This window comes from Marivibrio halodurans (assembly GCF_017963645.1).
Taxonomy (GTDB): domain Bacteria; phylum Pseudomonadota; class Alphaproteobacteria; order UBA8366; family Aestuariispiraceae; genus Marivibrio; species Marivibrio halodurans.
Map to the genome: position 1 here is coordinate 908,722 of NZ_JAGMWN010000001.1, position 25,740 is coordinate 934,461.

A 25,740-nucleotide genomic window follows, 5' to 3' on the forward strand; every position below is an offset into this window, starting at 1 on the left:
CCGTTCCATCCTCCCCCCGGTCTCAGGCGGCCGCCGCCCGGACGGGCCGGTCGGCGCGATAGACCTCCTGTGCCGCGGCGACTCCCGCGCCGGGGCGGATCGGCAGGCCGAGATCGCTCATCGCCATCTCCGCCGCCGCGATCCCGCCAAGCGTCATGACGTCGGTCAGACTTCCCAGATGACCGATACGGAAAGCCTTGCCCGCCAATTGGCCGAGGCCGACCCCGAAGGCGACGCCGTATTTCGCCATGGCGTGATCCACGATGCGTCCCGCGTCGAACCCTTCCGGCGTGCGGATCGCGCTGACCGTATCGGAACAGATCTCCGGCCGCGCGGCGCAAAGCGGGAGGTTCCAGGCCGCGACCGCCGCCCGCACGCCGTCCGCGATCCGGGCATGCCGGGCGAAGACGTTGGCCAGCCCCTCCTCCAGCAGCATCGCGCTGGATACCCGCAGGCCGTTCAACAGCCCCACGGCGGGGGTATAGGGATAGCCGCCCTTGGCATAGCTCGCCGCCATATCGCGCACGTCGAGGAAGACGCGGTTCAACTCCGCCTCCTCCGTCGCCGCCATCGCCTTCGCGCTGAAGCCCAGGATGGCGAGGCCGGAGGGCAGCATGAAGCCCTTCTGACTGCCCGCGACGGCGACATCGATGCCCCAATCGTCCATGCGAAAATCCATCGAGCCGATGGAGGACACCCCGTCCACGAACAGCAACGCCGTGTGTCCCGCCCCGTCGATCGCCGCGCGCACCGCCGCAATATCCGAGGTGACGCCCGTCGCGGTCTCGTTATGGGTGGCGAGCACCGCCTTGATGGCATGGCCATTATCGTCGGCCAGCGCGTCCGCGATCCGCTCGGCCGGGATATCCTCCCCCCAGGGCACATCGATGACCAGGACGTCGAGGCCCAACCGCTCCGCCATCGCGACCCAGCGTTGGGAGAACATGCCGTTACGCACCGCCAGCACCCGGTCGCCGGAGGAGAGCGTGTTGGTCAACGCGACCTCCCATCCGGCGGTGCCGGTGGCGGTGAAAAGGAAGATTTCCGCGCTTTCGCTTCGCAGCACGGCGCGGACGTTCGCACGCGCCGGATTCAGGATTTCCGCGAAGGCGGCGGAGCGGTGATCGATCACCGGCATGTCGCAGGCCTTGCGGATCGTATCGGGAATATTGGTCGGCCCCGGGATGAAGAGGGGGTTCTGGCTGTTCATGATCGTTTCCTCCGTCCTTGGCCCAGCAATAGCCGATGCGCCCGGGCAACGCCAATACTCAGCCCCGCCCCGGAACGAGAGATACGATATGCCGCGCCACCATGAGATCGAGATGCGCGCCGCCGCCGTTCTTGAACAGCGTGACCTCCCCCGCGTCCCGTCGCCCCACGGCCCCGGCGCAGAGATCGTGGAGATCGCCCAGCAATGCGTCCCGACCGATCACCCCGGCGGCGATGGGGATCATGAATTCCCCGATATGGTCGATCGTGGTCTCCCGGCAATCGGCGAAGAGGCGCGCCTTGGCGATCAGCGCGTCGTCGGCCTCCCGCATGTCGGGGCGATAGGCGCCGACCAGATCGACATGGGTCCCGGGCCGCACCCAGTCTCCCAGCAGAACCGGCGCCGTCGCCATGGTGGCGCAGGCGACGATATCGCTTCGCCCCACGGCGGCCGGCAAATCCGACACCGCCTCCACGTCCACGGCCCCCAATCCCTCGGCCCTCAATCCCTCGGCCAGGGCGTGCGCCCGGGCGGCGGTCCGGTTCCAGATCATCACCCGCTCCAGCCCCGGCAGGACCGCGCGGTGCGCCGCGATCAGGTTGCGCGCGACGGTGCCCGCCCCGATCACGGTCAGGACCCGACTGTCCGGCCTGGCCAGAAGGCTGGCGCCCAGCGCGGAATCCGCCGCCGTCTTCCAGTCGGTGACGAGGACGCCGTCCAGGACCGCCGTCGGCGCGCCGGTCGCGTCGTCGAACAGGGTCATCAGCGCCTGGACACTCGGCCCCGGCGGGTCGGCAGCGGCATTGCCGGGGAAGACGGTCGCCGTCTTCACCCCGATGCCGAGGCCGTCGATCCAGGCGACGCGGCTCAACACCGCCTCCCCGCCCCGGGAGAGCAGACTGTCGTCGAGGCGCGGGCGCCCCTCCGCATGTCCCGCCCGCCCCGCATGTCCCGCCCGCAAGGCCGACACCACGCCCCGCCAGGTCAGCCGGTCCGACACATCCGCCGCGACGATGAAGGGAAGGGTCATCGTCCCTCTCCCATCGGCCAGGTATCGGCGATGCGATAGCCCTCGGGGAACGGGTCCTCGGGATCGAGCCAATGCTGCGTCGTGCCGGTCAGATAGGCACGCCCGGCGATTTCCGGGGCGATGGCGGGACGGCCGCCGACCGTGGCCTCGCCCAGGATGCGGCCTTCGAAGCGCGAACCGATGAGGGAGCGGGAAATCAGCCGGTCGCCCACCGCCATCTCGCCACGCGCGTGACGCACGGCCATGCGCGCGGACAAGGCGGTGCCGGTCGGCGAGCGGTCGATCTTCCCCGGCCGGATCGCGACCGCGTTGCGGATCGCGGGCACCCCATCCTCCTCCGCCGCCTCCCGATGGAACTGGCAGAAGGAGAAATGCGCCCAATCCGGATTCGTCGGGTGGGAGAAGCCGAGCTGTTCCGTCGCCGCCTCGGTGATGCGCACGCCGGTCGTCGCCAGGTCCCGCGCCTCGGAAGGGTCGAGGGCGAAGCCGAGCGTCTCCGCCTCCACCATCACGAAGCTGTCCCCGCCGAAGGCGGTATCGACCGTCACCGTGCCCAAGCCCGCGACCTCCAGCGGCACGGTCAGCCGGTCGGCGAAGGCCGGCAGGTTCGTGACCCGGACACGGGTCACGCGGCCCTCCCGGCATTCCGCCGTGACGGGGACGAGGCCGCCCGGCGCCTCCAGCGTCAGCCGCGTCTCCGGCTCCCGCATCGCGATCATGCCCGTCTCCAGCAGCACGGTCGCGACGCACAGGCTGTTGGAGCCGGACATGGGCGGGGTATCCGCCGGCTCCATGATGATGAAGCCCATATCGGCGCGCGGGTCCTTCGGCGGAACCAGCAGATTGACATGGCGGAAAACACCGCCGCGCGGCTCGTTCAACAGGAAAGCACGCAGGCCGCCATCCTCCGCGATATACCGGGATTGCGCCCACAAGGTCTCGCCCGGCGGCGGCGCGACACCGCCGACGACGACATCGCCGACCTCCCCTTCCGCATGGCATCCGACGATATGAATCTGTTTCATGCTGCGCATCGCCGCACCCTTTCTGACCGGGAAATTCGCGTGGAGATTTGGCGACCGCCTCGGGGCTTGCTAAGTTGCCGCCACCGACCTTGCCCACTCTCGAACCATAGGCGGAGGATATGACGCGCGACAACAGCGGCGCCGAAGATACCGGCATGCGAACTCTGAAGGACGGCTCGACCGACAGCGCCTCGGTCGAAACCTATTACGACGATTGGGCCGGCAGCTATAACGACACGCTGGCGACGTGGGACTATCGCGCGCCGGACGAGGCGGCGGAACGGCTCGCCCCCCATCTATCGGCGGGTTCCGCTATCCTCGATGTCGGGTGCGGTACCGGCCTTTTCGCGAAGGCGCTGAAGGCCCGGCTGGACTGCGTCCTGGATGGGGTGGACATCTCCGCCGACAGTCTCGCGATCGCGGAGGGCTCGGGCCTTTATCGCCGGGTGACCCGCCACGACCTTCAGAAGACGCCGTTGCCGGCCGCCGACGATAGCATGGATGCCGCCGCCAGCATCGGCGTCATGACCTATATCGAGGCCCCGGAGGCGCTGCTGCGCGACCTCTGCCGGATCGTGCGCCCGGGTGGCGCGATCCTCTTCACCCATCGGGTGGACCTATGGGAAAAGCAGGATTTCCAGACGATCCTGGACCGCATCGCCACGGACGGCCTGTGGCGCGCGCCGACGGTCAGCGCCCCCCGCCCCTATCTTCCCAATAATGAGGAAATGCGCGGCATCGACGTGCACCATGTGCTGGCGCGCGTCGCCGGGTAACGGCAGCGCACGGCCGCCATTGGAAAGTCGTTTAGGGAATAGTGTCGGCACGCTGCGATCCGAAGGGGGAGAGGAAACCGTTCGCCGCCGCCACCTTCCCGTCAATATGTGATCGGATAGGCACGCCGTTGAATGGCGCGAACCAAGCTCATCGCCGCGAGCGAAGAGGACTTCGTGCTCCGGGGCAGAAGACCGCAATCGAGCGTCAGCAACATCCGGCCGAAGGCACCGGCCGCGCTGACCTCATGCCGATCCTGATCAAGTCCAGGGTCGGCAATCAGGACCGCGGTCGTCTCGTCGAGACCAAGCCCCGCGAGCGCGACCATCGCGGCGACATGAGCGTTCCGCGAATAGTGCCGCACCGCATCCCGCGCCGGCCCCCGGAAATGTTCCGTCGGCTTCTCGATTTCGCCGAGATCCAACACGGTGGCCGCCCGCGTGCCCTTCCAGGCCGCCGGCGGCTTGCGCGCGGTATAGGTGACCAAATCGAGTCCGCCGACCCGCGCCGCGGACAAGGCATCGATCCCGGCGATGGAACCCGGCGCCAGCTCCAGCCGCGCCCGCCCCGCGCGGGCGGCGGTTTCCAAGCGCTCCACCAATAGCGGATCGGCCAGCGCCGCCGTCGCGAGCGACAGGATATCGAGACCCGCGGTCAGCAGCATCGGCCCATGTTCGGCAAGGCCGGCATAGCCCGAGCAATCGGCCACCAGATCGACGGCGGAGAGGTCAATCGATTCGACGGTCGTCCAGACCTTGGCCGTCGCATCGCCGCCACGGGTCAGGGTGGCGCGGGCGGCCTCCTCCCGGCCCGGCCGGGCCAGGATGCCCGCGACCCGGACATCCGGATCGGCGCCCAGCCGCTCGGCGACATAGCCTGCGACCGGGCCGTAGCCGATGAGCAATATCGATAACATGCGCCCCGCACCCGTGCCTCGCCGTATCGCGGACAGAGTGCGGCCGCGTGCCGCCGCGCGCAATTCGGGACGCCTACCGACCGTTGATCCACGCAAGGCCCCATGGGGTAATCACGCAGAGGACGGGAACCCGACCAGAACGGTCTTGCCGATCGCCCGGGCGCTTTCCTGAATCGCATGCGCGGCGCGGAGTTGCTCGGCATTGATCGGCGTCAGTTCCTGGGTTTTCGTCGCGACCAACAGCCCGTCATCCACCAACGCCGCGACCTCCGACAGCAGCCGATGCTGTTCGATCATATCCGCCGTTCCGAACATCGGACGGGTGAACATCAATTCCCAATGAACGGAAATCGCCTTGGTCTTGAGCGGCTTGATATCGAAAGCCGCCGGATCGTCGATCAGTGCCAGCCGCCCCTGCGGCGCGATGATGGTCGGGAAGATGGCCAGATTCCTATCGGAAGCGGTGAGGCTCGCGACATAGTCCACTTCCGGAACGCCAATGGCCTTGAGTTGCTCGTCGAGCGGCTCATGGTGGTTGATCACATGGTGCGCGCCCATTCGGCGAACCCAGGCCACGCTCTCCTCGCGCGAGGCGGTCGCGATCACGGTCAGGCCGGTCAGCCGCCGCGCGATCTGTATCAAGATGGAGCCCACGCCACCGGCCCCGTTGATGATCAACAGGCTGCCCTGTCCCGTCTTGCGGCCATAAGGCACGCCAAGCCGGTCGAACAGCAGTTCCCATGCCGTGATGGCGGTCAAAGGCAAGGAGGCCGCGTCCGCGAAATCGAGCGTCCGGGGCTTCAGCGCCACGATCCGTTCATCCACCAGATGATATTCCTGGTTCGTGCCGGGCCGGGTGATATCGCCGGCATAGAAGACCTCGTCACCCGGCTTGAAGAGGGTGACCTCCGGCCCGGTCTCGGCCACCACGCCGGCGGCGTCATAGCCGAAGACATGGGGCACGTCGCGCGCCGGCTCCTTGCGTCCGCGGACCTTCGTGTCCACCGGATTGACGGAGACGGCCTTCACCTCGACCAGGATGTCGCGGCCTTCCGCCTTGGGTTTGGGCAATTCGACATCGACCAACGATTCCGGATCCTCCGTCGGCCGGTATTCGTACATGCCGATGGCTTTCATCTTCTCGGTCATCCTTGCATCCTTTCAGTAACGGAATCGGGCAGTAACGGAATCGGGTCGCCTCACGCGGCCGGGTAATCGGTATAGCCGACGGCATCGCCGCCGAAGAGAGTCTCGGGGTCCAAGGTGGCAAGCGGAAGACACTCCGCCAACCGCCTTGGCAGATCCGGGTTGGCGATGAAAGGGCGGCCGAAGGCGACCAGGTCGGCCAGACCGTCCGCGATGATCCGCTCTCCACGTTCCTTGTCATATTGTCCCGCGACGATCACAGCGCCGGGAAAAAGCGCACGCAGGGAACGCCGGAAGGAGACGGGTATGGCGGGCGCGTCGTCCCAATCCGCCTCCGCGATATGGATATAGGCGAGCCCGAGAGTTCCCAATCCTTCCGACAGGCGCAGGATCGTCGCGGGCGCGTCTGGATCGTCCATGCCGCGTTGGGAGATATAGGGGGAAAGGCGGAACCCTGTGCGCTCCGGCCCCATTTCCGCCGCCACGACGCGGGCCACCGCCATGGCGAAACGCAATCGATTCTCCACCGACCCGCCATAGGCATCCGTGCGCCGGTTGGAACTTTCACGCAGGAATTGATCGATCAGATACCCGTTGGCGCCATGGATCTCGACAGCGTCGAAGCCGGCCTCCCGCGCGTTGGCGGCGGCGCGCCGGAAATCCTCGATCGTCCCCTCGATCTCGTCGATCGTCATGGCGCGCGGCTCCGGCGCCTCGACCAAACCGCCACGCCCGGCGACCGCGTCCCAGGCCCAGACCGTGGCGCCCGGCGCGATGGCCGAAGGCGCGACGGGCAAGGCGCCGCCATGGAACATCGGATGACTCATCCGCCCGACATGCCAAAGTTGCAGCGCGATCCGCCCCCCATGCGCATGAACACGTTCGGTAACGCGACGCCATCCCGCGACCTGGGCATCGGAATGGATGCCCGGGGTGAAGGAATAGCCCTGGCCTTGAGGGGATATCTGGGTCGCCTCGGTCACGATCAGCCCGGCGCCCGCGCGCTGGGCATAGTACTCGGCCATCAACGCGTTGGGGATATTGCCGGGCTGGGTGGACCGGGCGCGGGTCATCGGCGCCATGACGGTTCGGTTCGGCAGGATCATCGCACCGAGTTGGCAAGGCTCGAACAGTGAGGCCATGTAAATTTTCCTTCGGATTTCAGCGTTTCGCGGGTGTGGTTCTTGGTACAGCCACCCCGGACGGGTATGGCGCCCCGAACATATTGCCTCTGGACATTCCGTATTATCGGCCTTGATCCGAAATCATAATTCGAATAATCCGAATTATGCTGTTAGCGCAACTAACCGTCTTCCTGGCCATACTCGAACGGGGCTCCATGGTCGCGGCATCGCGGGAGTTGAGCCTCTCCCCCGCCACGGTCTCCGAGCGCCTGACCGCCCTGGAGGCGCATTACGGCGTGCGCCTTCTGCATCGCACCACGCGCTCGATCAGCCCGACCGAGGAGGGGCGCGCGCTGGTCGAGGGCGCGCAACGCCTGCTGGCGGAAGCGGCGGAAATCGACGCGCGCCTGCGGCTTGGTCGGGAACATGTCGCCGGGCCCGTGCGTCTCTCCGCCCCCTCGGATATCGGACGCAACCGGATCGCGCCCTTGCTGGACAGTTTCCAGGACAAGCACCCGGAGGTTCGTATCGACCTGCATCTGAGTGACGGCAACGTGGATCTCGCCGCGCAGGGTTTCGACATGGCGGTTCGTTACGGCGACCTTCAGGACAGTTCGCTGATGGTTCGCCGGCTGGCCGATAATGCCCGCCTGATCTGCGCCGCGCCCGCTTATCTGGAGCGTTACGGCGAACCGGAACACCCGGAGGATCTGGCCCGGCACAATTGTCTCGTCATGCGTTTCGGCGGGACGCCCGACCGCATCTGGCCCTTCGTCATCGACGGGACGACACGCCGGATCGCTGTCGGCGGCAACCGGATCGCCAATGATGGGGAGGCGGTCCGCCATTGGTGCATCGCCGGGCACGGCATCGCACGGAAGTCCGAATGGGATATCGCCGACGACCTGCGCGCCGGCCGGCTCGTCCCGATCCTGCGCGCCTTCGAGGCCCCGGCGATCGGCCTGCAGGTTGTCTATCCCAAGGGGCGGGTCGCGGTTCGCCGGATCGCGATGCTGATCGACACACTCGCGGACGCGTTCTCCCATGGACGCTACGTTGAGGAGGAAGGGGCTTGAGGCCACGGACGCGACACCCGATCGCGAGGGCGCGGACCTCCCGGCTCGCGGAAACCACTAACCGGCGCATGCCCGGGTGACATTACCGGCGCGGGAAACCGGCGCGCCCTATCACGCGCCAGGAACACACGGCCCACGTGCGAGAAAACACGGGACGTGGCGACGATTCAGGCAACAGCCCCTATTCGTCCCTCCGGGAAAGGACACGATCGAGCGTCTCGATAAGCTGCGCCGGGCTGAACGGCTTTTCCAGGATCGCGCTCGCGCCGAATGTCTCGGCATAGCGCAGCACATCCATGTTCTTCGCGACACCGCCGCCCGACAGCGCCACGATCGGCACGCCGGCCTTGGTCTTGCGCAATTGGACGATCAACTCCAGCCCGTCCATCTTCGGCATCACGATGTCCGTGACGACGACATCGAACTGACGGTCCCGCAACTCCCGCACGGCGACATAGCCGTCCTTCGCCGTCGTCACGTCATATCCGACGCCTTCCAGGGTCCTGGCGACCAGACTGAGAACGTCCGGCTCGTCATCCACAACCAGGACGCGCAGCTCCTTGCCTTGCATCGCACCTCATTCCCTTACACCCGGAGCCCCTGACCGTATCCCGTCATCGTACGCGCCATGGAACCCTAAGATAAAGCACTATCCGGGGCGATGCGAGTTTGTGCGTGGCCTCGACCCGATCATGCCAGGAAACCCCCGGCACAAAGCTCTCATAGGTTGAACACGTGAACACCCTGGGTTCCTTTTCTCATAGGAACGATTTATTAACGAAATACCTATAAAATTTTAATGGATTGGTGTTCGCTAATTCGGTTCATGGGAATACTGTTCTGGAAATGGGGATGTTCCGGGGAATGCCAGAAATGGCCAACATCGTTGTGTTTCAATCGGGTACCCGCCGGTATGCCTTGGACGTCGCCGGCGTCGAGCAGGCCATGCCGGCTTTCGAGATACGCCCGCTGCCCGATGGTCCGCCATTCGTTCTCGGCCTTGCCACAATCGGCGGGACAATCCTCCCCGTGATTAACCCTGAGTGGTTCTTCGACGACCAACCCGCGTCCTCCATCGGTCCCGATCAACGGTTCCTGAGGGTCCGGGCCGAGGGGCGGGAAATGATCCTGCTGGCGGACTCGCTCGAGGGGGTCGTGGACCTGCCCCAATCGGCCCTGCGCGAGCGTGAGGCGCTTGCCGGCGGCATGGCCCGATTGAGTGGCGTCGCCGCCCAATCCGGCGATCTCGTTTATATCGTCGACCCGGCGAAAATGCTGTTCGCGGAGGAGCGAGCCGCGCTCGATAGCGCGATGGAGGGTACCCCGTCGTGAGCATATCCAATGCCCGGGAAAGCTTGGTCCGTTTGATCGAGGAGCGTCTCGGCCTGTCATCGCGCGACGATTGGGATCGGCGGCTTCCCGCACTGGCGGGGGCGCATGCCGGCCACGACCCCGCGTTGGTCGACGCCGAAGCCGCGCTGGCGACCTTGACGGCCGCCTTGCGCGAGGCGCCCATCGAGTCCGAAACATGGCAGATGGTGATCGATGCCGTGACGATCGGCGAAACCAGGGTGCTCCGCGACCCGGCCTGGTTTCGCGAAATCCAACGCGTGGCGCTCGCTCCGATGATCGGGGAACGCCGCCGGACCGGCGCCCATCACCTACGCCTTTGGTGCGCGGGCTGCTCGACGGGCGAGGAGGCCTATACCCTCGCCATGATGCTCTCGGATTGCCTGCCGGACCTGCCGGCATGGTCGATCGAGATCATCGCCAGCGATTTACGCGTCGACGCGCTCGCCACCGCGCGGCGCGGTGAATATTCCGAGCGTAGCTTGCGCGAGGCCCCGGCCGACTGGATCGACCGCTATTTCGAGCCGACGCGGCGCGGGCGCCATCGCGTCAGCGACCGGATCCGGCGGATTATCCGGTTCCGGCAGGTCAATCTCTCGGACGACATCGAAACCCTGAGGCAAAGCATGGGCTTCGGGTTCGACCTGATCCTTTGCCGTAACGTGCTCATGTATCTGGCGGAGCCCGTGCAAGTACGCGTCGCCGCGACGCTCCGCGCCGCGCTCGCCCCGCGCGGATGGCTCGCGGTCAGCCCGGCCGAGGCCTCCGCCCAATGGTTCCGGGGGCTGCGGCCGGTAAGCTCGCTCGACGCGATCCTGTTCGAGGCGGCGCCACCGATGGAGCCCCCCAAGGCCACCTCCCGAACGGCCCCATGGGACGCGTCACGGCCCACGGCCCGGCCCATATCACGGATCGACGGCACGCTCGCGGCGCCCCCTTCCGCGGCCGGGACATCGGCTTCACGAATGGAAAGCCCGCCCTCCCCCAAAACGGTGGAGACGCGAACCGTCCTCTCCCCATCCTCCTCACCAGACCGGGGCGGCAACCGGGACACGACGCTGAACTGGCTGCGGCGAATGGCCGATCGTGGCCTGCGAGAGGAAGCACGCGCGCAATGCCTCGCGCTTCTCGACCAGCGGGGTCCGCATCGCGACCTCTATCTGCTGTTGAGCGAAATTTGCGCCGATATGGGGAATTTCGACGCCGCGCGCGACGCCGCGCGCAAGGCCATTCAACTCGACGCCTCATCGGCGGCCGCGCATTATCTTCTGGGCCATGCCCAGCGTAATCGCGGCGCCCTTCTGGAGGCGCGCCGGTCGATGCGTCAGGTACTGATGCTGACGGAGGTTCTGGGAACGGCCCAACGCGCGACCGACGGGGTGCGCCTCAATATCGATCAGATTCGATATGCCGCCACGCTTTTCCTGACCGGCGACGCGCCGATGAAGAAGGGAGCCAGCAATGGGACATGACGGGTCCGACGCCTCCCAACGCTACGACTGGAAGGGCGCCTTGGCGCGGATCGACCGGGCCCTCGCCCGGGTGGAAAGCGGCGGCACCCCCTCGCCGGATGATGCCCGGAGAAAGCTCAAGCAGCGTGCCGAGGCCATCGCTCCCCCCAGGGCCGAGCCCGACGTCGCCCCCCCAGTCGATGTCATCGAATTCGCGATCGCGGCCGAACGTTTCGCCATTCCGCTGACGGACGGCGCCGCGGCCGCGCCGCTGACGGGCATGACGGCGCTGCCGGGCGTGCCGTCCTTCTATCTCGGGCTGCTCAGCCATCACGGCACGATCTATCCCGTGATCGATGTCCGCCCGCTGCTGTCGTCCGGCACGGCGGATGAGGAAACCGACATGCGGTACGCTCTCCTCGTCCGGAACGAAACCGGCGCGCTTGGCCTCGCCGCCAGCGATGTCGAGGGGATTACCCGGTACCGCGCGAAGGAAATCGCCGAGGTCGAGGAATCCGCGAACGCCCGCGCCTTGCTTGGTATTGGACCGCGGCGAACCGCGATAATAGACGTGCGCCGTCTAATGGCCGATTTCCGGCTGGTCGTCGACGACCAGCCACGCGTGGCCGGCGCCTGGGGGGAGGGAAACGAGTAATGCCGTACAGACGCTTCACGAAAATGAGCATCCGGAATCTGACACTGGTCGGCAGCCTGACCTGCGCGATCCTGCCCACCCTGATTCTCGCCATCGGATCGCTCATGGCGATCCGGGCCTGGACCTTCAACGAGGAGGTCGACCGGGCCACTTCCCACGCCCACTATCTCGGTCAGTTGCTGGAACAGAACCTGTCCTCCGAACGGCGGGGGGTAGAGGCGGCCGCGGCGGCGATTGGTCTCTTCGACGCGCCGAGCACCGCGGAGATAACGGGCATCCTGACCTCCTACCGCGAAGCGCACCCGATGATCGACAGCGCGCTCTTCATCGATCTGAGGGGACGGGTCAGTGCCGCCTTCCCGGCCATCGCGGACGACGGAAAGAGCCGGATCGGCGCGGACGTCTCCGACCGGGCCTATTTCCGGGAGGCCGTCGGGCAGGAAATCTCCACGATCACCCGGGATATCCTTCTCGGCAAGGTTTCGCAGCGCCGACTCGCCATCCTGGCGACGCCCGTCTACGACGCCAACAACACATTGATCGGCGTGGCGGCCGGCACCCTATGGGTGCGCGACCTGCGCGAGCAGATCGAGCAGTTCGGCTACGGCGCCACCGGTCAAGCCGCCGTCGTGACGGAGGCCGGCTCCATCATCGCCCACGGCATGGGAGAGTTGAGCCGGGACAGGCAGGACATTACCGATCTGCCCATCTGGACGCTCGTCAACCAGAGTGAATCGGGACCTCTCCAGGATTATTCCGATGCGCAGGGCAGAGCCCGCTTCGGCGGCTACGCGACCGTGCCCAGCGTCGGCTGGAAAATCTGGGTTAGCCGCAATTCCGACGAGATCGAGCAGGTCATCGTCGACAGCTATCTTTCCGAAATCATCTGGGTCGCCCTCGCGATCGCGCTTTCCGTCGCCTTATCGGTCTTCCTGACCCGGCTCATCGCCAATCCGCTCGATGTGGTGCGCCAGACGACGACACGCATCGCCGGTGGGGAACTGAGTCATCGCGCTCCGGAACAGGGCGCCGCGGAGGTGATCGAACTCGCCACTTCCGTGAACCGCATGGCGGCCGAGCTTGAACGAAACATCATGGAGGAACGCGAAAGCAAGGCGTCGCTCGAACGATCGGTCGAGGAATTCGCGAGCCTGGCCGGCCGGGTCGCCTCCGGCGATCTCACCGCGCGGGTCTCGGAGGACCATGACGGCGCGCTCGGCGAATTGGGGGGCAGCCTCAACCGAATGACCGAGTCGCTCGCGGGTCTCGTCTCGGATATTCAGGACGCGGTGAAACACATCGCCTCCGCCTCATCCGAGATCCTGGCCGCGACCAGTCAGCAGGTATCCGCGACGGCGGAGGAAGCCACGGCGGTACGCCAGACCGCGGCCACCGTCTCGGAAGTGCGCCAGGCGTCCGAACTCGCGACCCGCAAGGCACGCACCGTCTCCGAGATGTCGCAGAAGATGGCGAATACCGCCGAGAGCGGCCGTACATCGGTCGAGGAAAGCATCCAAAGCAGCGATGCCTCCAAGCAACAAATGGAGGCGCTGGCAGAGCGCATCCTGGCCTTCAGCGAACAGGCCGAGGCGATCGCCGAAATCAATGCGACGGTCGGCGAATTGGCGGAACAATCCAACCTGCTTGCCGTCAATGCCGGGATCGAGGCGGCGAAGGCCGGCGAGGCCGGCAAGGGGTTCGCCTTCGTCGCCGGCGAGGTGAAGGCGCTGGCCGAACGCAGCAAGGAGGCGACCGTCCAGGTCCGCAAGATCGTCGTCGACCTTCAGAAATCGGCGCAATCCACCGTCATCGCCGCGGAACAGGGGGTGAAGGCGGCGGAGAGCGGCGCCGATGCGGCGAAGCGTTCCGGCGAGTCGATCGGCGCGCTCTCCACGAGCGTCACGGACGCCTCCCAGGCCGCGCAACAGATCATGGCGACCTCGCAGCAGCACGAGGCCGGCATGGACCAGATCGTCGCCGCCATCCAGGATATCGAGCAATCCTCCGCCCAGACCGTTTCCGCGATGCAGCAGGTCGAGGCCGCGGCCAAGGACCTGAACCAGCTCGCGCAGCGTCTGTCCGACAATGTGCGCTCTTCCATTCAAAGCGACTAACCGGCGGCGGCCGAGATGTTGACACCCGAAGCCCTGAGGAAACGTCTGCTGGTCACCTTCAAGGAGGAGGCGGCGGAGCATATCCAGGCGATAGACGTCGCGCTCAAGGCGATCACGGCGGACCCGAAATCGTCGGAAGCACCAGGGCATATCGAGACGATCTTCAGGCTCATCCATACCTTGAAGGGGGCCGCGCGGTCGGTCCGCTTGAGCGAACTCGAACAAACCTGCCAGGAAAGCGAGACGCTGCTTCGCCGGATCACCCAGGGTGAGTTGAGCCTGACGGACAAGAACCTGGGCATCATCACGGAAAACTTCGCCCGCATGACCGAACTGGTATTCGGCGCGACGGCATCGGAAGACGCCGAAGCGGGCAAGACGGCGGGCGGTGCCCCGGCCGCCGACACCCGCCCGCCGCCAAGGAACCAGCCCGGACCGATGGAGAAGCCGGCGCCGGCTTCGGCGACCGAGCCCACACCCGAGCCAACGCCCGAGCCAACGCCCGAGGAGGAGGAGGCGAAGGCCACGCGGAAATCCCCCCGGACCCCGTCGAAATCCAAGGGCAAGACGCAATCCGGAGCCAAGGAACCCAACGGCAGGACCCGCGCGGCCTCCTCCGCCCTGATGGCGGAACGCGCCGAAACCATTCGGGTCGATATCGCGCGTCTGGATACGGTTCTCCTTGTCGCGGAAGACCTCCTCCTCCCCAGCATGGCGGCGAACGAACGGGTGAAGGACGCGCAACGCATTACCTCGGAAATCGCCGAGATCCGGGCCCTCGTCCGCGCGGATGCGCGTCCTCGCGACCCCGACACCGCCGAGGAAACATCGGCCTCCCTCCGCCGTGCCCTTTCAAGCACCTTGCGCGACCTGGAGTCCCGTAGCCGCCGTCTGACCCGCCAGTTGGCCGATGACCGGCGCGTGCTGAACAGCTCGGTCAATGAGCTGTTCAGCGAGACGAGACGACTGCGGATGTTCGCGGTAACCGGTCACTTCGTGGCCTTTCCCTCGATGGTGCAGGACATCTGCAAGGAAACCGGCAAGAAGGCGCGCTGGCGGCTCGACGACAATGGGTTGGAGCTCGATCGAAAAGTGATCGAGGCGGTGCGCGACCCGCTGCTTCACCTCGTGCGCAACGCGGTCGACCATGGGATCGAGACCCCGGAGCGCCGCCGGGAATTGAACAAACCCGAGTCGGGGGAGGTTCGCGTCACCGTCTCCGCGATCGACGGGGCACGGGTCGCGATCGACGTGTCGGACGATGGATGCGGCATGGATCTGGAGGCACTTCGGGAGGCCGCGATCCGCGCACGCGTGGCGCCCGCCAGGACCGTGCGGGAATTGAGCGCGGAGGATGTGATCGACCTCGCATTCCGCAGCGGGGTGAGCACCCGCTCCGTGATCTCCAATATCTCCGGTTTCGGCAAGGGATTGTCGATCGTCCGCGAACAGGTGGAGCGCGTGGAGGGGCGGGTCATCGTGCGGTCCGAGCCCGGCCAGGGCACCACGGTCCGCCTGGAACTTCCGACCAGCATCGCGAGCTACACGGGGCTGCTCGTGCGTGCCGGCGGCATGCGACTGCTCTGGCCCGTCGGGTCGGTCGAGCGCGTCGCGGGCATCTCTCTCGAGGATGCGCGTCGGGCGGAGGAAACGGGACGCATCGTACTCGACGGCCGAACCATGGATTTTCGGCGGCTGGCCGGCGTGTTGGGAATCGGAGAGGAAGCGGACGCTCCGGCGCATCAAGACCTTGTCTCCTGCGCGATCGCGACCGACGGACTGCAGACGGCGGTCTATTCGGTGGATGAGGTGCTGGGGGAAACCGATGTCCTGGTCAAGGACTTACCCCTTCCCTTGCGCCGGGTCCGGCACATCACGTCCGCCGGGCTGCTGTCGACGGGCGACATGGCGCTCGTCCTGCGGCCCTCGGACATTCTCGCCGCCGGCTCCCTCCCCCCTGTCGCGACGCGGTCCGAAAGGAGCCGCAGCGTCTCGCGCATTCGCCGGATACTGGTGGTCGATGATTCAATGACCACCCGGACGATGGAACGCAACCTTCTGGAATCCGTCGGCTACGCGGTTCAGGTCGCGGTGGACGGGATGGAAGCTTGGGAAATCCTCCAAACCGACAAGATCGACTTGGTCGTATCGGATGTCGACATGCCCCGCATGGACGGTTTCACGTTGACCGAGAAGATACGCGCCAGCGAGAAACTCGCCGAATTGCCGGTCGTCCTGGTGACCGCCCTGGAGGATCGCGCCGACCGTGAGCGCGGTCTGCGGATCGGTGCCAACGCCTATGTCCTGAAATCCGGCTTCGATCAATCGAACCTGCATGAAATCGTCGGGATGCTCCTATGACCGACGAGCAGGCACGCCGGATATCGGTTTTGATCGCCGAGGACTCGCCGACCCAGCGCGAGGTGCTTTCCTACATCCTCGAAGCGTCCGAGGAATTCCATGTCGTCGGCACGGCCGAGGATGGACTTCAGGTTATCGAGAAGACGGAACAACTGCGGCCGGACATCGTACTGATGGATTGCCGCATGCCCCGAATGAATGGGTTCGAGGCGACCCGGGTCATCATGGAGCGCTGTCCCACCCCCATCGTCATGGTCAGCAGCGTGCAACTGGACGACGAGGCCAACAACAGCTTCGAGGCGGTCAGGAACGGCGCCCTCGCCTTCCTGGTCAAGCCCGTCGATCCGATTGGCCCGGAAGGCGCGGCCGCCAGAGGGGAACTGCTGAACACGCTCCGCCTGATGTCCGAGGTTCGGGTGGTTCGGCGGCGCCCCATCCTCGCCGACCAGCCCGTCCGTTCCGAGAAACTCGCCCGTCTGCCCCAGGGCACGATCAAATATATCGCTATCGGCGGCTCGACGGGCGCGCCGATGATTCTGGCGGAACTTCTGAAAACCGCCGCCGCGAGCGAATCCTTGGCGTCGATCCTGATCGTGCAGCATATGGCGGAGGGGTTCGTCGGCAGTTTCGCCAACTGGCTGACGACCGCGACACGGTTCCCAGCCTGCGTGGCGGAAGACGGCGTCGTTCCGGAGGCGGGCAAGGCCTATCTCGCGCCGGACCGTCAGCATATGGGGCTGGACACCAGAGGGCGCATACGGCTCAGCGACGACCCGCCGGAAGAAGGATTCCGCCCCTCCGCGAACCATCTTTTCCGGTCGATGGCGAATGGCCATGCAGGCTCGACGCTCGCCATGGTGCTGACGGGCATGGGACGGGACGGCGCGATGGGATTGAAGGTTCTGCACGATGCTGGCGCCAGGACGATCGCGCAAAGCGAATCGACCTGCGTGGTCTACGGCATGCCGAAGGAGGCCGTCGCCGCGGGCGCCGTCGATCTGATTTTGAACCCACGGGAAATCGCGGCGGCCATCATGGTCGCGGGCAAGGGCGCGAAGCGAGGATATCGAGAATGAGCGAGATCAAGCCATCGAGAATCCTGATCGCGGAGGACAGCCGCACACAGGCCCAGGAGCTCGCGATCATCCTGGAGGAATACGGGTATCAGGTGGAGATCGCGCATGACGGCAAGCAAGCCCTCGAACGTGCCAAGGCGGACCCGCCGGACCTGATCGTCAGCGATATCATCATGCCCGTCATGGACGGCTATGCCCTATGCCGGGAGGTAAAGGGGGACGAGTCCCTGATGAACACGCCGTTCATCCTCGTCACCTCGCTGTCGAGTCCGCACGACGTTTTCAAGGGGCTGAACGTCAAGGCGGACAACTTCATCGTCAAGCCATACGACACCGACCTGCTGCTCTCGCGGGTTAAGTATCTCATCACCAACCGTCATCTGCGTGAATCCGGCAAGCTGCAGGTCGGCATCGAGATCGAGCTCTCCGGTCAACGCCACTTCATCACCGCCGAGCGCCAACAGATCCTCGATCTGCTGATCTCGACCTACGAGCAGGCGGTAAGCCTCTATGACGCGCTGGAACAACGGCAGCGCGAACTCTCGCGCTCCTACGATACATTGAACGCGCTCTACGGCTTGGCCGAGGGGCTGAACAGTTGCCGCACCGAAACCGAAGTGGCGACGAGCGCGATCGAGCGCGGCATGAACCTGCCGGGCGTCGAGGCCGGGTGGATTTATCTTCTGGACGGCGACGAATTCCGTCTTGCCGCCTCGGCCGGCGAGCCGGAGGCGCTGTTCGGCGGACCGGAGAGCGACCTGGAATGCGCGTGTCAGCGTCGCTTGCGCGACGACAAGCTGGCGACGGGCGCGAACGTCCTGGAGTGCGAGCGCCTCAGCAAGATCGAAAGTTCGGACGGCCTCAGATTCCACGCCACCGTTCCGCTCACCATCGGTGGGGAAATGTGCGGGATATTCAATCTCGTCGGCGCGGAGGACATCAAGTTTTCCGAGGAAGAACTCAAGACGCTTTCCGGGATCGGCAATCAGATCGGCATTGCGCTCGAACGCGCCCATCTTCAGGAAAATCTCGAACGTCAGGTACGCAAGCGCACCGAGGCGTTGAGCAACGAGATCACCGAGCGCAAATTGGCGCAGGAAAAGGAATTGCGCGCGAACGAACAACTCGACCGCGTCAACGAAACCTTGAGCCGCATCCTGGACTCCACCCCCATCGCGACCGTCGCCCTCGACCGTGAGCAGAAGGTCGTCACCTGGAACCGCGCCGCGGAGCGGATCTTCGGCTATACGACGGAAGAGGTGAGCGGCGCGCCCAATCCTCTATTCGAGGACGTCGAAGCCGTCGATCAAGGAAACCTGCAAGCGATCCTCGACGGAGAGGAGGTGCGCAACTGGGATACCGCCTGCCGGCATAAGGACGGCTCGCTGATCGATGTGCGAATTTCCGGCGGCGCTCTCACCTCTCGACATGCCGAACTGGCCGGACAAGTGCTCACGATCGAGGATATCCGCGACCGGCTCCAGATCGAGCAACAGCTCCGACAGGCCCAGAAGATGGAGGCGATCGGCAATCTGACTGGCGGGATCGCCCATGATTTCAACAACCTTCTCACCATCATCATCGGCAATGTCGATCTCGCCACGAAGCAGGTCGAGGAGAACCCGTTAATCAAGGAGTTGCTCGACAGCGCGCTCGGCGCCTGTCTCCGCGGGGCGGAACTCACCCGGCAACTCCTTGCCTTCGGCCGCCGTCAGACCCTGACGCCGGAAGTCATCGACATGAACCGCCTGGTGCGCAGCATGGTGAAGCTGCTGGGTCGAACGCTGGGCGAGCACATCAAGATCCAACTCGTGGAGGGCGACGACCTCTGGCCGGTCCTGATCGACGCCGCGCAACTCGATTCCGCGATCGTCAATCTTTCCGTCAATGCCCGGGACGCCATGCCCAATGGTGGCCTTCTGACCATAGAGACGGCGAATATCCTATGCGACGCCTCCTTCGAGGAAACGCATCCGGGCTTGAAACCCGGGGAGTATGTGTCAATATCGATATCGGATACGGGATCGGGCATGGACGAGGAAGTCGTCGCCCACGTGTTCGAACCTTTCTTCACCACCAAGGAAGTCAATAAGGGCACGGGCCTCGGCTTGGCCATGGTCTATGGCTTCGTCAAGCAATCCGGCGGGCACATAACCGTCTATAGCGAGGTCGGCGTCGGCACGACTTTCCGCCTTTATCTTCCGCGCGCGCAGACCACTCCCGACCATTCGAAACAAGACCGGAAACCCGTCGTCGAACGCCATGTGGCGAATGGCGAACGCATATTGGTGGTCGAGGACAACACGGCCGTGCGTGGCATCGCGGAACGTCAGTTGAAGGAACTCGGCTACAATGTGGCTATCGCCGGGAACGGCCAGGAAGCGGTCGAGCGTCTTAAGCGGGATGGCGATTTCTCGCTGGTTTTCTCCGACGTCGTCATGCCGGGGGAAATGGACGGAATCGCCCTGGCGGAGGCGATCGGAAGGGAATGGCCCCACATTCCGGTTCTGCTGACGTCCGGATTCCCGGAAACGGCGCTGTCGCGCGCCAATCCCGATGTTCGAGTCCGAATCATCAATAAGCCCTATCGCACCGAGGATCTGGTGCGGGGGTTGGAAGAGTTGCTTGGATCGCGCGAACCATGAACGAAACGACCCTCATCATCCTGGACGACGAGCCGGAGATCGCGGATTTCATTCGGAAGATCGCGCGGACCGTCGGTTTGCAGGCCGAGGCAACCTCGTCCTACGAGGATTTCGCCGCCACGCTGGAGCGTACGGACCCAATATGCGTCATCCTCGACCTTCAGATGCCGGATGTCGACGGTATCGAGGTGCTTCGGCGCTTGGCGGAGCGCGGCTATCGTCGCGACATCATCATCATGAGCGGCTTCGACCAGAAGGTGATCGATTCCGCCATGCATTTGGGGCGGGAACGGGGGCTCAGGATATCGGGCATGCTGCGGAAGCCCTGCCGGGTCGATGAGGTGGCCTCCATTCTGAACGGCCTGGCCCAATCCGATGAGGTGATAGATCCGGTCGCGATCGGGAAGGCGCTGAACGAGGGGCAGTTCACCCTCTTCTACCAGCCGAAGATCAGCCTGACGGAGGGATACAGCGGGCCCGAGGGCCCCTATCGGGTGACCGGGTTCGAGGCTCTTCTGCGTTGGAAACATCCGCATTTCGGCATGATCGGTCCCGACCGTTTCCTCGAACTGGCGGAACGGAACGGCCTGATGGATCAGGTCACGGATTATGTCATAGACGCGGCCCTGCGGCAGATCCGTGCCTGGGCCGATAGCGGTATCGATACCACCGTCGCCATCAACGTCTCCGCCCATAATCTACATGAAACCGACTTCGCGGATCGATTGGACGCCCGATGCAAGGAACGGGGCGTGCGCACGGCGAGCCTGATCGTTGAATTGACCGAGACCGCCGCCATGTCCGACCCGGTTATGGCCATGGATATCCTGACACGACTTCGGATAAAGGGCGTCCGGCTGGCGATCGACGATTTCGGCACCGGTTATTCGTCCTTGGTGCAGTTGATGAACCTGCCCTTCTCCCAGCTCAAGATCGACCGGGCCTTCGTCAATGAATGTCACCGCTCGCAGCAATCCGGCACGATCGTCAAGACGATGATCGACCTCTCCAAGAATCTGGGACTCATCAGCGTCGCCGAGGGGGTGGAGGACCCGGAAAGCATCGAATTCGTCCGGGCCTGCGGATGCGACATCGCGCAGGGTTTCGCGATCTCGAAACCACTACCGGCGGAAGAGGCGGCCCGGTGGTACCGGGCCCATTGCAAGGTCACGCAATCGACTTGAAACGCCGGGACGACGGTGGGGGGCAATGCCCCGCCTTCGCGCTCCCTCTTCCGCTCTCAACGCACGATAATCACCAAAGCCTGGCACCAAAGCCCGGCACTCGAAACACGGGAACGCCGTCCCCGTGGTCCCGATCGCCGCGATTTGGTACAGGCCGTGTGACGGCCCTACAAGACACCGAAAGCGCGCGCCGCGACGAAGAGCGCGAGGAGGAAGAGCGTCTCTCCCGCCAGCAGGAAGCAGGCCGCCGGCCCGATCCGCAGCAGGCTTTTCAGGTTCGTCTTCAGTCCCAGCGCCGCCACCGCGAAGACAAGGCATCCGCCGGCCGCCGTGGCGAGCGCATCCGCCAACAGCGCCGGTATCAGGCCCGCGCTGTTCAACAGGAAGAGCGCGACGAAGGCGACAAGGAAAAGTGGCGGCCGCGCGACGCCGTGCGTGTCCCGCCGATCCGCCGCCCCGGCACCATCCTCGTCCGCGCGCCCACGGGCCCAGAGCGCGATCAGCAGCACCGTCGGCAGCAACAGCAGGACCCGCACCAGTTTCACGAAGATCGCGAGTTCGCCCGCCTCCTCGGAGATGGTGAAGCCCGCGCCGGCCACCTGCGCCACATCATGAATGGTCGCGCCGATCAGCACCGCCGCCTCGACATCGTCATAGCCAAGCGCGCGGGCAAGCGCCGGATAGGCGACCATCGCGATGGTGCTGAGCGTCGTGACCCCCAGAACCGCGAAGGCCGTATCGCGGTCCCGGTCCCGATGGTTCGGTAGAACGGCCGAAATCGCCATCGCCGCCGACGCGCCGCATATCGCCGTCGCGCCTCCCGTCAGCACGCCGATCTCGGGCCGCAGCTTGAGAAATCGCGCGACGAGGGCGCCCAGCAGGATCGTCACCGGCACCGCGATCGCCACCGCGACGATCGGTGCATAGCCGATGGCCGAAAGCTGTTCGATCGACAACCGCGCGCCCAGCAGCGCGACACCGAAGCGCAGCACCCGGCGCGCGGCGAAATCGATACCGGCCCGGCATTCCTCGTTCTTCGACAGGAAATGAACCGACGCGCCGAGCAATAGCGCCATCAGCATCACCGGCACGACATATTGCCGGGCCAGGAAGGTCGCCGAAAGCGCGACCAGCGTGACGGTCAAAAGCCCGGGCACCAGCCGGTACCCGGCGCCGAACGATCGTGAGAGGGTGGAACCAACCATCATGCCGGACGCATCACCCTGCCCGGCCGAGAAGCTTGGGCAGGAATTCCCGTTCCATCCAGCGCGTATCGACCGCGCCGGCGCGGAACCCTTCGTCCCGCAGCATCGCGCGGTAGAGTGGGAGGGTGGTCGAGACGCCCTCGACCTCGAAGGCCTCGATCGCATCCGCCGCGCGGGCCAGCGCATCCGCCCGGTCGGACCCGTGAACGATCAGCTTCGCCATCATGGAATCATAGAAAGGGCTGATCTGGCCGTCCTGATAGACCGCGCTGTCGCAACGCAACCCCTCCCCCTTCGGCGGGCGCCAGGCCGTCAGGCGGCCGGGGGTGGGGCGGAAATCAGCGCGCGGATCCTCCGCATTGACGCGGAATTCGACCGCCGCGCCCTGAATCGGCGGTGGCCCGTCGGCGAAGGACAGCGCCTGCCCGTCCGCCACCCGCAACTGCTCCTGGATCAAGTCCAGGCCGGTGATCATCTCGCTCACCGGATGCTCCACCTGGATGCGGGTATTCATCTCGATGAAGAAGAACTTGTCGGTGTCCGGCTCGTAAAGGAACTCCACCGTCCCGGCATTGACGTAGCCGACCCCCTTGGTCAGCCGCACCGCCGCCTCGCAGAGCGCCTCGCGCGTCTCGGCCGAAAGGGCGGGCGACGGCCCCTCCTCCACCAGCTTCTGATGGCGGCGCTGAACGGAACAATCACGCTCCCACGCATGGGCGGCGGCGCCATGGCTGTCGCCGAACACCTGAACCTCCACATGACGCACGCGGGAGAAGTAACGCTCCATATAGATCGCACCGTCGCCGAAGGCGCTTTCCGCCTCCGCATGCGCTTGCCGGAAGAGACCGGGCAATTTTTCCGCCGTCTCCGCGACGCGCATACCGCGCCCGCCACCGCCCGCGCGAGCCTTCAACAGCAACGGGAAGCCGATTCCCCCGGCCTCCGCCTCCGCCGAGGCGGCATCGTGGAACACCCCTTCCGACCCCGGCACTACCGGCACGCCAAGCTCGACCGCCGCCTCGCGCGCGCGGGCCTTGTCGCCCATGCGATCGATCACCTCCGGCGACGGCCCGATGAAGGTCAGCCCCCGGTCGGCCACCTTGCGCGCGAAGCCCGCATTCTCCGATAGGAACCCATAGCCCGGATGAACCGCGTCGGCGCCCGTGCGCTCCGCGACATCCAGCAGGATGGCCTGGTTCAAATAACTTTGGCCCGGCGAAGGCGGACCAATCTCCACCGCCTCGTCGGCCGCGAAAACATGGGGCGAGGCCGCGTCGGCGGAGGAATGCACCGCCACCGTCTCCAAACCCGCGCGCCGGCAAGCCCGAATGATCCGCAGCGCGATTTCGCCTCTGTTAGCGATTAACACACGTTTCATTTTCCATCCCCTTCCAAACCGCGCCGTGGATCGATTGTGCATCCCGTTCTTCTACGTCATACTCAATTCCAGCCAAGTTTGAAAGGGCACGATGAATCACGGTAACCTCTTGTTAGGAGGGATTTTTGAGAGACGAAGAGAAAAAGGCGCTACGCGCGGCCATGGGAGGGTCGGCTAATTCCCAAATCATTGTGAGCGTCGACGGAGGCGAATGTTACCGTTACCAAAACGATCCATTCGCCTTCCGCGGACGCGCCGTTCGCGCCCCGGACGCGGGACGGATTCGTTGGCATGCATCCCCCGGCCCGATTTCCAGTGGCGCGCATCTGGCCGACGTGATCGTCGGCGGGGAAGCGCGCGCCGTGACGGCACCGGCGGACGGTCATCTCGGCCGGCCGCTGACGCCCGGGGATATGTGGGTTGACCATGGAGCCGCCCTGGCGGTGCTCTACGACGCCGATTGAATGGAGCCGGATAGAGTCGAGCCGGATAGAGTCGAGAAGGAAGCCGCCCGGCCGTGACCGGCGCGGCCCGTTACGAGGAGGAACACCGAAAGATGTCGCTCACCTACGAGGATGTGGATGAGATCCTGCGCCTGCTGGACGGCGCGAAGGCGGACCTGACGTTGGAGTCGGGAGATTTCCTATTGGAGGTTCGTCGCGGCGGCGCCCCGACCGCCCACCCGGCCACCCCACCGCGTGCCGGCGAGGCGAGCCCTCCGACGCGATCACCCGCCACGTCCGAGACCGCCGAGGTGAGCGCCCCCTCCGAGGCGGCACCCGCGGATGCCTCGGACGCCAATGTGATGGGAGCGCCGATGACCGGGACGTTCTACCGCTCGCCTTCCCCGCAAGACCCGCCATTCGTGGAGGAAGGCCAGGAGGTAGAGGCCGGGGCCTCCCTCGGCTTGATCGAGGTGATGAAGCTCTTCACCACGATCGAGGCGCCCTATGCCGGCCGTGTCGTTCGCGTGCTCGCCGAGAATGCGGAAACGGTCCAGGCGGACCAGCCGCTCTTCGAGATCGTCCCGCTCTGAACGACGGAGGGGAACCCCGGATAACGGGGCTCCCCCTCGCCGTTCGGCAGGCGTCAGGCCAGCATGTCCGGCTGGCTCTGAAGCAGGTGGTCCAGGATCGGCTGGAAATGCAGCCAGCCGATATATTCGCTGCCGACATGCTCCCGGCTATAGCGGGCCTTGTCGTCCGGCACGCGGATCGACTGGGAGCCGCTGGCATCGATGGCCAACTGCTGCTGGCAGCACCGCTCCAGCGCGATGAACCAGAAGGCGGCGGCGTCGATGCTGTGACGGCTGGCGGTGAAGAGACCGTGATTCTGGTGGATCGCGGCCTTCACGCCCTTGAAGGCGGCGGCGACGTCGGTGCCGGCGGCGTTCTCGACCGCGACCTTCCCGGCCTCCTTCCCGATGACCACATGGTCCTCGAAGAAGGCGCAGGCATCCTGCGTGACGGGCTCCAGCGCGCGGCCGGTCGCCGCGAATGCGGTGCCGTAGACCGTATGGGCATGGCACATCGCCAGGATGTCCGGGTGCGCGTCATGCACCGCCGCGTGCAGCACGAAGCCCGCGCGGTTCACCGCGTGGCGCCCCTCGACGACCGTGCCTTCGTGATCGACGAGGATCAGGTTCGACATCCGAACCTGGGCGAAATGGACGGCCATGGGATTGGTCCAGTAGAGATCCGGCCGCTCGGGGTCGCGGATCGTCAGGTGACCGGCGAAGCCGTAGTCCAACCCATGCTGGGCGAAGGCCCGGCAGGCGGCGACCAGCCGGCGCTTGCGGTCCTCCCGCTCCTCGGCCGGGGTGGCGTAGTTCGGCTCCTCCGGGAAGATCAGATCCTGCTGTTCGGGCTGATAGATCGATTTGCGCTGGCCGAGATCAAGCATTGGGGTCCTCCGGTCGGCGCGCTTCGGCGCCTTTGTCACATTGATTCGTTTCGTCGACATTTTCGCCGATCATTTCTGAATACTGTATACAAAGATAAAGCGCGAAACGCAACCGACC

At 65.5% G+C, this 25,740-nt stretch carries 22 protein-coding genes; 12 read left to right on the forward strand and 10 right to left on the reverse strand.

Translation table 11 applies throughout. The annotated features are described in order from the left end of the window. Positions 1 to 22 precede the first annotated feature (22 nt). Genes bhcA through KAJ83_RS04085 form a run of 3 tightly spaced genes read right to left on the reverse strand, consistent with a single transcriptional unit; the run spans position 23 to position 3,274 of the window. Positions 23 to 1,210, reverse strand: coding sequence for an L-aspartate--glyoxylate aminotransferase BhcA (gene bhcA, locus KAJ83_RS04075; protein WP_210680712.1), 1,188 nt, complete (start codon positions 1,208 to 1,210; stop codon positions 23 to 25). Between the two features lie 58 nt (positions 1,211 to 1,268). Next, entirely contained in the window at positions 1,269 to 2,240 is a 972-nt protein-coding gene (locus KAJ83_RS04080) for an ornithine cyclodeaminase family protein (RefSeq protein ID WP_210680713.1), read from the reverse strand. After that, entirely contained in the window at positions 2,237 to 3,274 is a 1,038-nt protein-coding gene (locus KAJ83_RS04085; protein ID WP_210680714.1) for a trans-3-hydroxy-L-proline dehydratase, read from the reverse strand. Before KAJ83_RS04085 ends, KAJ83_RS04080 begins: the two co-directional genes overlap by 4 nt. A gap of 146 nt (positions 3,275 to 3,420) precedes the next feature. Between KAJ83_RS04085 and KAJ83_RS04090 the strand changes: the two genes are divergently transcribed. Next, positions 3,421 to 4,041: a class I SAM-dependent DNA methyltransferase gene (locus KAJ83_RS04090; protein WP_246484185.1), complete on the forward strand. Its 621-nt coding sequence runs from the start codon at positions 3,421 to 3,423 to the stop codon at positions 4,039 to 4,041. Between the two features lie 101 nt (positions 4,042 to 4,142). Here the strand turns inward: KAJ83_RS04090 and KAJ83_RS04095 are convergent, their stop codons facing one another. The 3 genes from KAJ83_RS04095 to KAJ83_RS04105 all read right to left on the reverse strand — a co-directional run bounded on the left by KAJ83_RS04095 (position 4,143) and on the right by KAJ83_RS04105 (position 7,243). Then, positions 4,143 to 4,955 (reverse strand): aspartate dehydrogenase, encoded by an 813-nt coding sequence (locus KAJ83_RS04095; protein WP_210680716.1) that lies wholly within the window; start codon positions 4,953 to 4,955, stop codon positions 4,143 to 4,145. A gap of 111 nt (positions 4,956 to 5,066) precedes the next feature. Continuing rightward, positions 5,067 to 6,104, reverse strand: a complete 1,038-nt coding sequence (locus KAJ83_RS04100; protein ID WP_425515458.1) for a zinc-binding alcohol dehydrogenase family protein — start codon at positions 6,102 to 6,104, stop codon at positions 5,067 to 5,069. A gap of 50 nt (positions 6,105 to 6,154) precedes the next feature. Further along, complete coding sequence (locus tag KAJ83_RS04105) at positions 6,155 to 7,243, reverse strand: alkene reductase (protein WP_210680717.1); 1,089 nt, start codon at positions 7,241 to 7,243, stop codon at positions 6,155 to 6,157. A 146-nt stretch (positions 7,244 to 7,389) separates the two neighbouring features. Between KAJ83_RS04105 and KAJ83_RS04110 the strand changes: the two genes are divergently transcribed. After that, positions 7,390 to 8,301: a LysR family transcriptional regulator gene (locus KAJ83_RS04110; protein WP_210680718.1), complete on the forward strand. Its 912-nt coding sequence runs from the start codon at positions 7,390 to 7,392 to the stop codon at positions 8,299 to 8,301. Between the two features lie 181 nt (positions 8,302 to 8,482). Here the strand turns inward: KAJ83_RS04110 and KAJ83_RS04115 are convergent, their stop codons facing one another. Next, on the reverse strand, positions 8,483 to 8,872 hold the full coding sequence (locus tag KAJ83_RS04115; RefSeq protein ID WP_210680719.1) for a response regulator: 390 nt from the start codon (positions 8,870 to 8,872) through the stop codon (positions 8,483 to 8,485). A gap of 302 nt (positions 8,873 to 9,174) precedes the next feature. Between KAJ83_RS04115 and KAJ83_RS04120 the strand changes: the two genes are divergently transcribed. From KAJ83_RS04120 to KAJ83_RS04155, 8 genes are read left to right on the forward strand one after another with little or no spacing between them, the layout of a single operon-like run. Continuing rightward, positions 9,175 to 9,633, forward strand: a complete 459-nt coding sequence (locus KAJ83_RS04120; RefSeq protein WP_210680720.1) for a chemotaxis protein CheW — start codon at positions 9,175 to 9,177, stop codon at positions 9,631 to 9,633. After that, positions 9,630 to 11,123: a CheR family methyltransferase gene (locus KAJ83_RS04125; RefSeq protein WP_210680721.1), complete on the forward strand. Its 1,494-nt coding sequence runs from the start codon at positions 9,630 to 9,632 to the stop codon at positions 11,121 to 11,123. The genes KAJ83_RS04120 and KAJ83_RS04125 overlap by 4 nt, the downstream gene beginning before the upstream one ends. Beyond that, positions 11,113 to 11,757: a chemotaxis protein CheW gene (locus KAJ83_RS04130; protein ID WP_210680722.1), complete on the forward strand. Its 645-nt coding sequence runs from the start codon at positions 11,113 to 11,115 to the stop codon at positions 11,755 to 11,757. Before KAJ83_RS04125 ends, KAJ83_RS04130 begins: the two co-directional genes overlap by 11 nt. Before the next feature lie 23 nt (positions 11,758 to 11,780). Further along, positions 11,781 to 13,871 (forward strand): methyl-accepting chemotaxis protein, encoded by a 2,091-nt coding sequence (locus tag KAJ83_RS04135; RefSeq protein ID WP_210680723.1) that lies wholly within the window; start codon positions 11,781 to 11,783, stop codon positions 13,869 to 13,871. 15 nt (positions 13,872 to 13,886) lie between these two features. Continuing rightward, positions 13,887 to 16,232: a hybrid sensor histidine kinase/response regulator gene (locus KAJ83_RS04140; RefSeq protein WP_210680724.1), complete on the forward strand. Its 2,346-nt coding sequence runs from the start codon at positions 13,887 to 13,889 to the stop codon at positions 16,230 to 16,232. Next, positions 16,229 to 17,308: a chemotaxis-specific protein-glutamate methyltransferase CheB gene (gene cheB / locus KAJ83_RS04145; protein WP_210680725.1), complete on the forward strand. Its 1,080-nt coding sequence runs from the start codon at positions 16,229 to 16,231 to the stop codon at positions 17,306 to 17,308. The genes KAJ83_RS04140 and cheB overlap by 4 nt, the downstream gene beginning before the upstream one ends. Next, entirely contained in the window at positions 17,305 to 19,953 is a 2,649-nt protein-coding gene (locus KAJ83_RS04150) for a response regulator (RefSeq protein ID WP_210680726.1), read from the forward strand. The genes cheB and KAJ83_RS04150 overlap by 4 nt, the downstream gene beginning before the upstream one ends. After that, positions 19,950 to 21,137 carry an EAL domain-containing response regulator gene (locus KAJ83_RS04155; protein ID WP_210680727.1) on the forward strand — a complete coding sequence of 396 codons (1,188 nt, stop codon included), beginning with the start codon at positions 19,950 to 19,952 and terminating at the stop codon, positions 21,135 to 21,137. The genes KAJ83_RS04150 and KAJ83_RS04155 overlap by 4 nt, the downstream gene beginning before the upstream one ends. Before the next feature lie 167 nt (positions 21,138 to 21,304). Here KAJ83_RS04155 and KAJ83_RS04160 read toward each other — a convergent pair whose 3' ends face one another. Together KAJ83_RS04160 and KAJ83_RS04165 are read right to left on the reverse strand one after the other, a co-directional pair. Further along, positions 21,305 to 22,345, reverse strand: coding sequence for a YeiH family protein (locus KAJ83_RS04160; protein WP_210680728.1), 1,041 nt, complete (start codon positions 22,343 to 22,345; stop codon positions 21,305 to 21,307). A gap of 10 nt (positions 22,346 to 22,355) precedes the next feature. Further along, on the reverse strand, positions 22,356 to 23,720 hold the full coding sequence (locus KAJ83_RS04165; protein WP_210680729.1) for an acetyl-CoA carboxylase biotin carboxylase subunit: 1,365 nt from the start codon (positions 23,718 to 23,720) through the stop codon (positions 22,356 to 22,358). A 125-nt stretch (positions 23,721 to 23,845) separates the two neighbouring features. Here KAJ83_RS04165 and KAJ83_RS04170 point away from each other — a divergent pair, with 125 nt between their 5' ends. Beyond that, positions 23,846 to 24,184, forward strand: coding sequence for a hypothetical protein (locus KAJ83_RS04170; protein ID WP_210680730.1), 339 nt, complete (start codon positions 23,846 to 23,848; stop codon positions 24,182 to 24,184). A gap of 53 nt (positions 24,185 to 24,237) precedes the next feature. Next, positions 24,238 to 24,756, forward strand: coding sequence for an acetyl-CoA carboxylase (locus KAJ83_RS19605; protein WP_210680731.1), 519 nt, complete (start codon positions 24,238 to 24,240; stop codon positions 24,754 to 24,756). Positions 24,757 to 24,809: 53 nt separating this feature from the next. Here KAJ83_RS19605 and KAJ83_RS04180 read toward each other — a convergent pair whose 3' ends face one another. Beyond that, entirely contained in the window at positions 24,810 to 25,622 is an 813-nt protein-coding gene (locus KAJ83_RS04180; protein ID WP_210680732.1) for a class II aldolase/adducin family protein, read from the reverse strand. Positions 25,623 to 25,740: the final 118 nt, after the last annotated feature.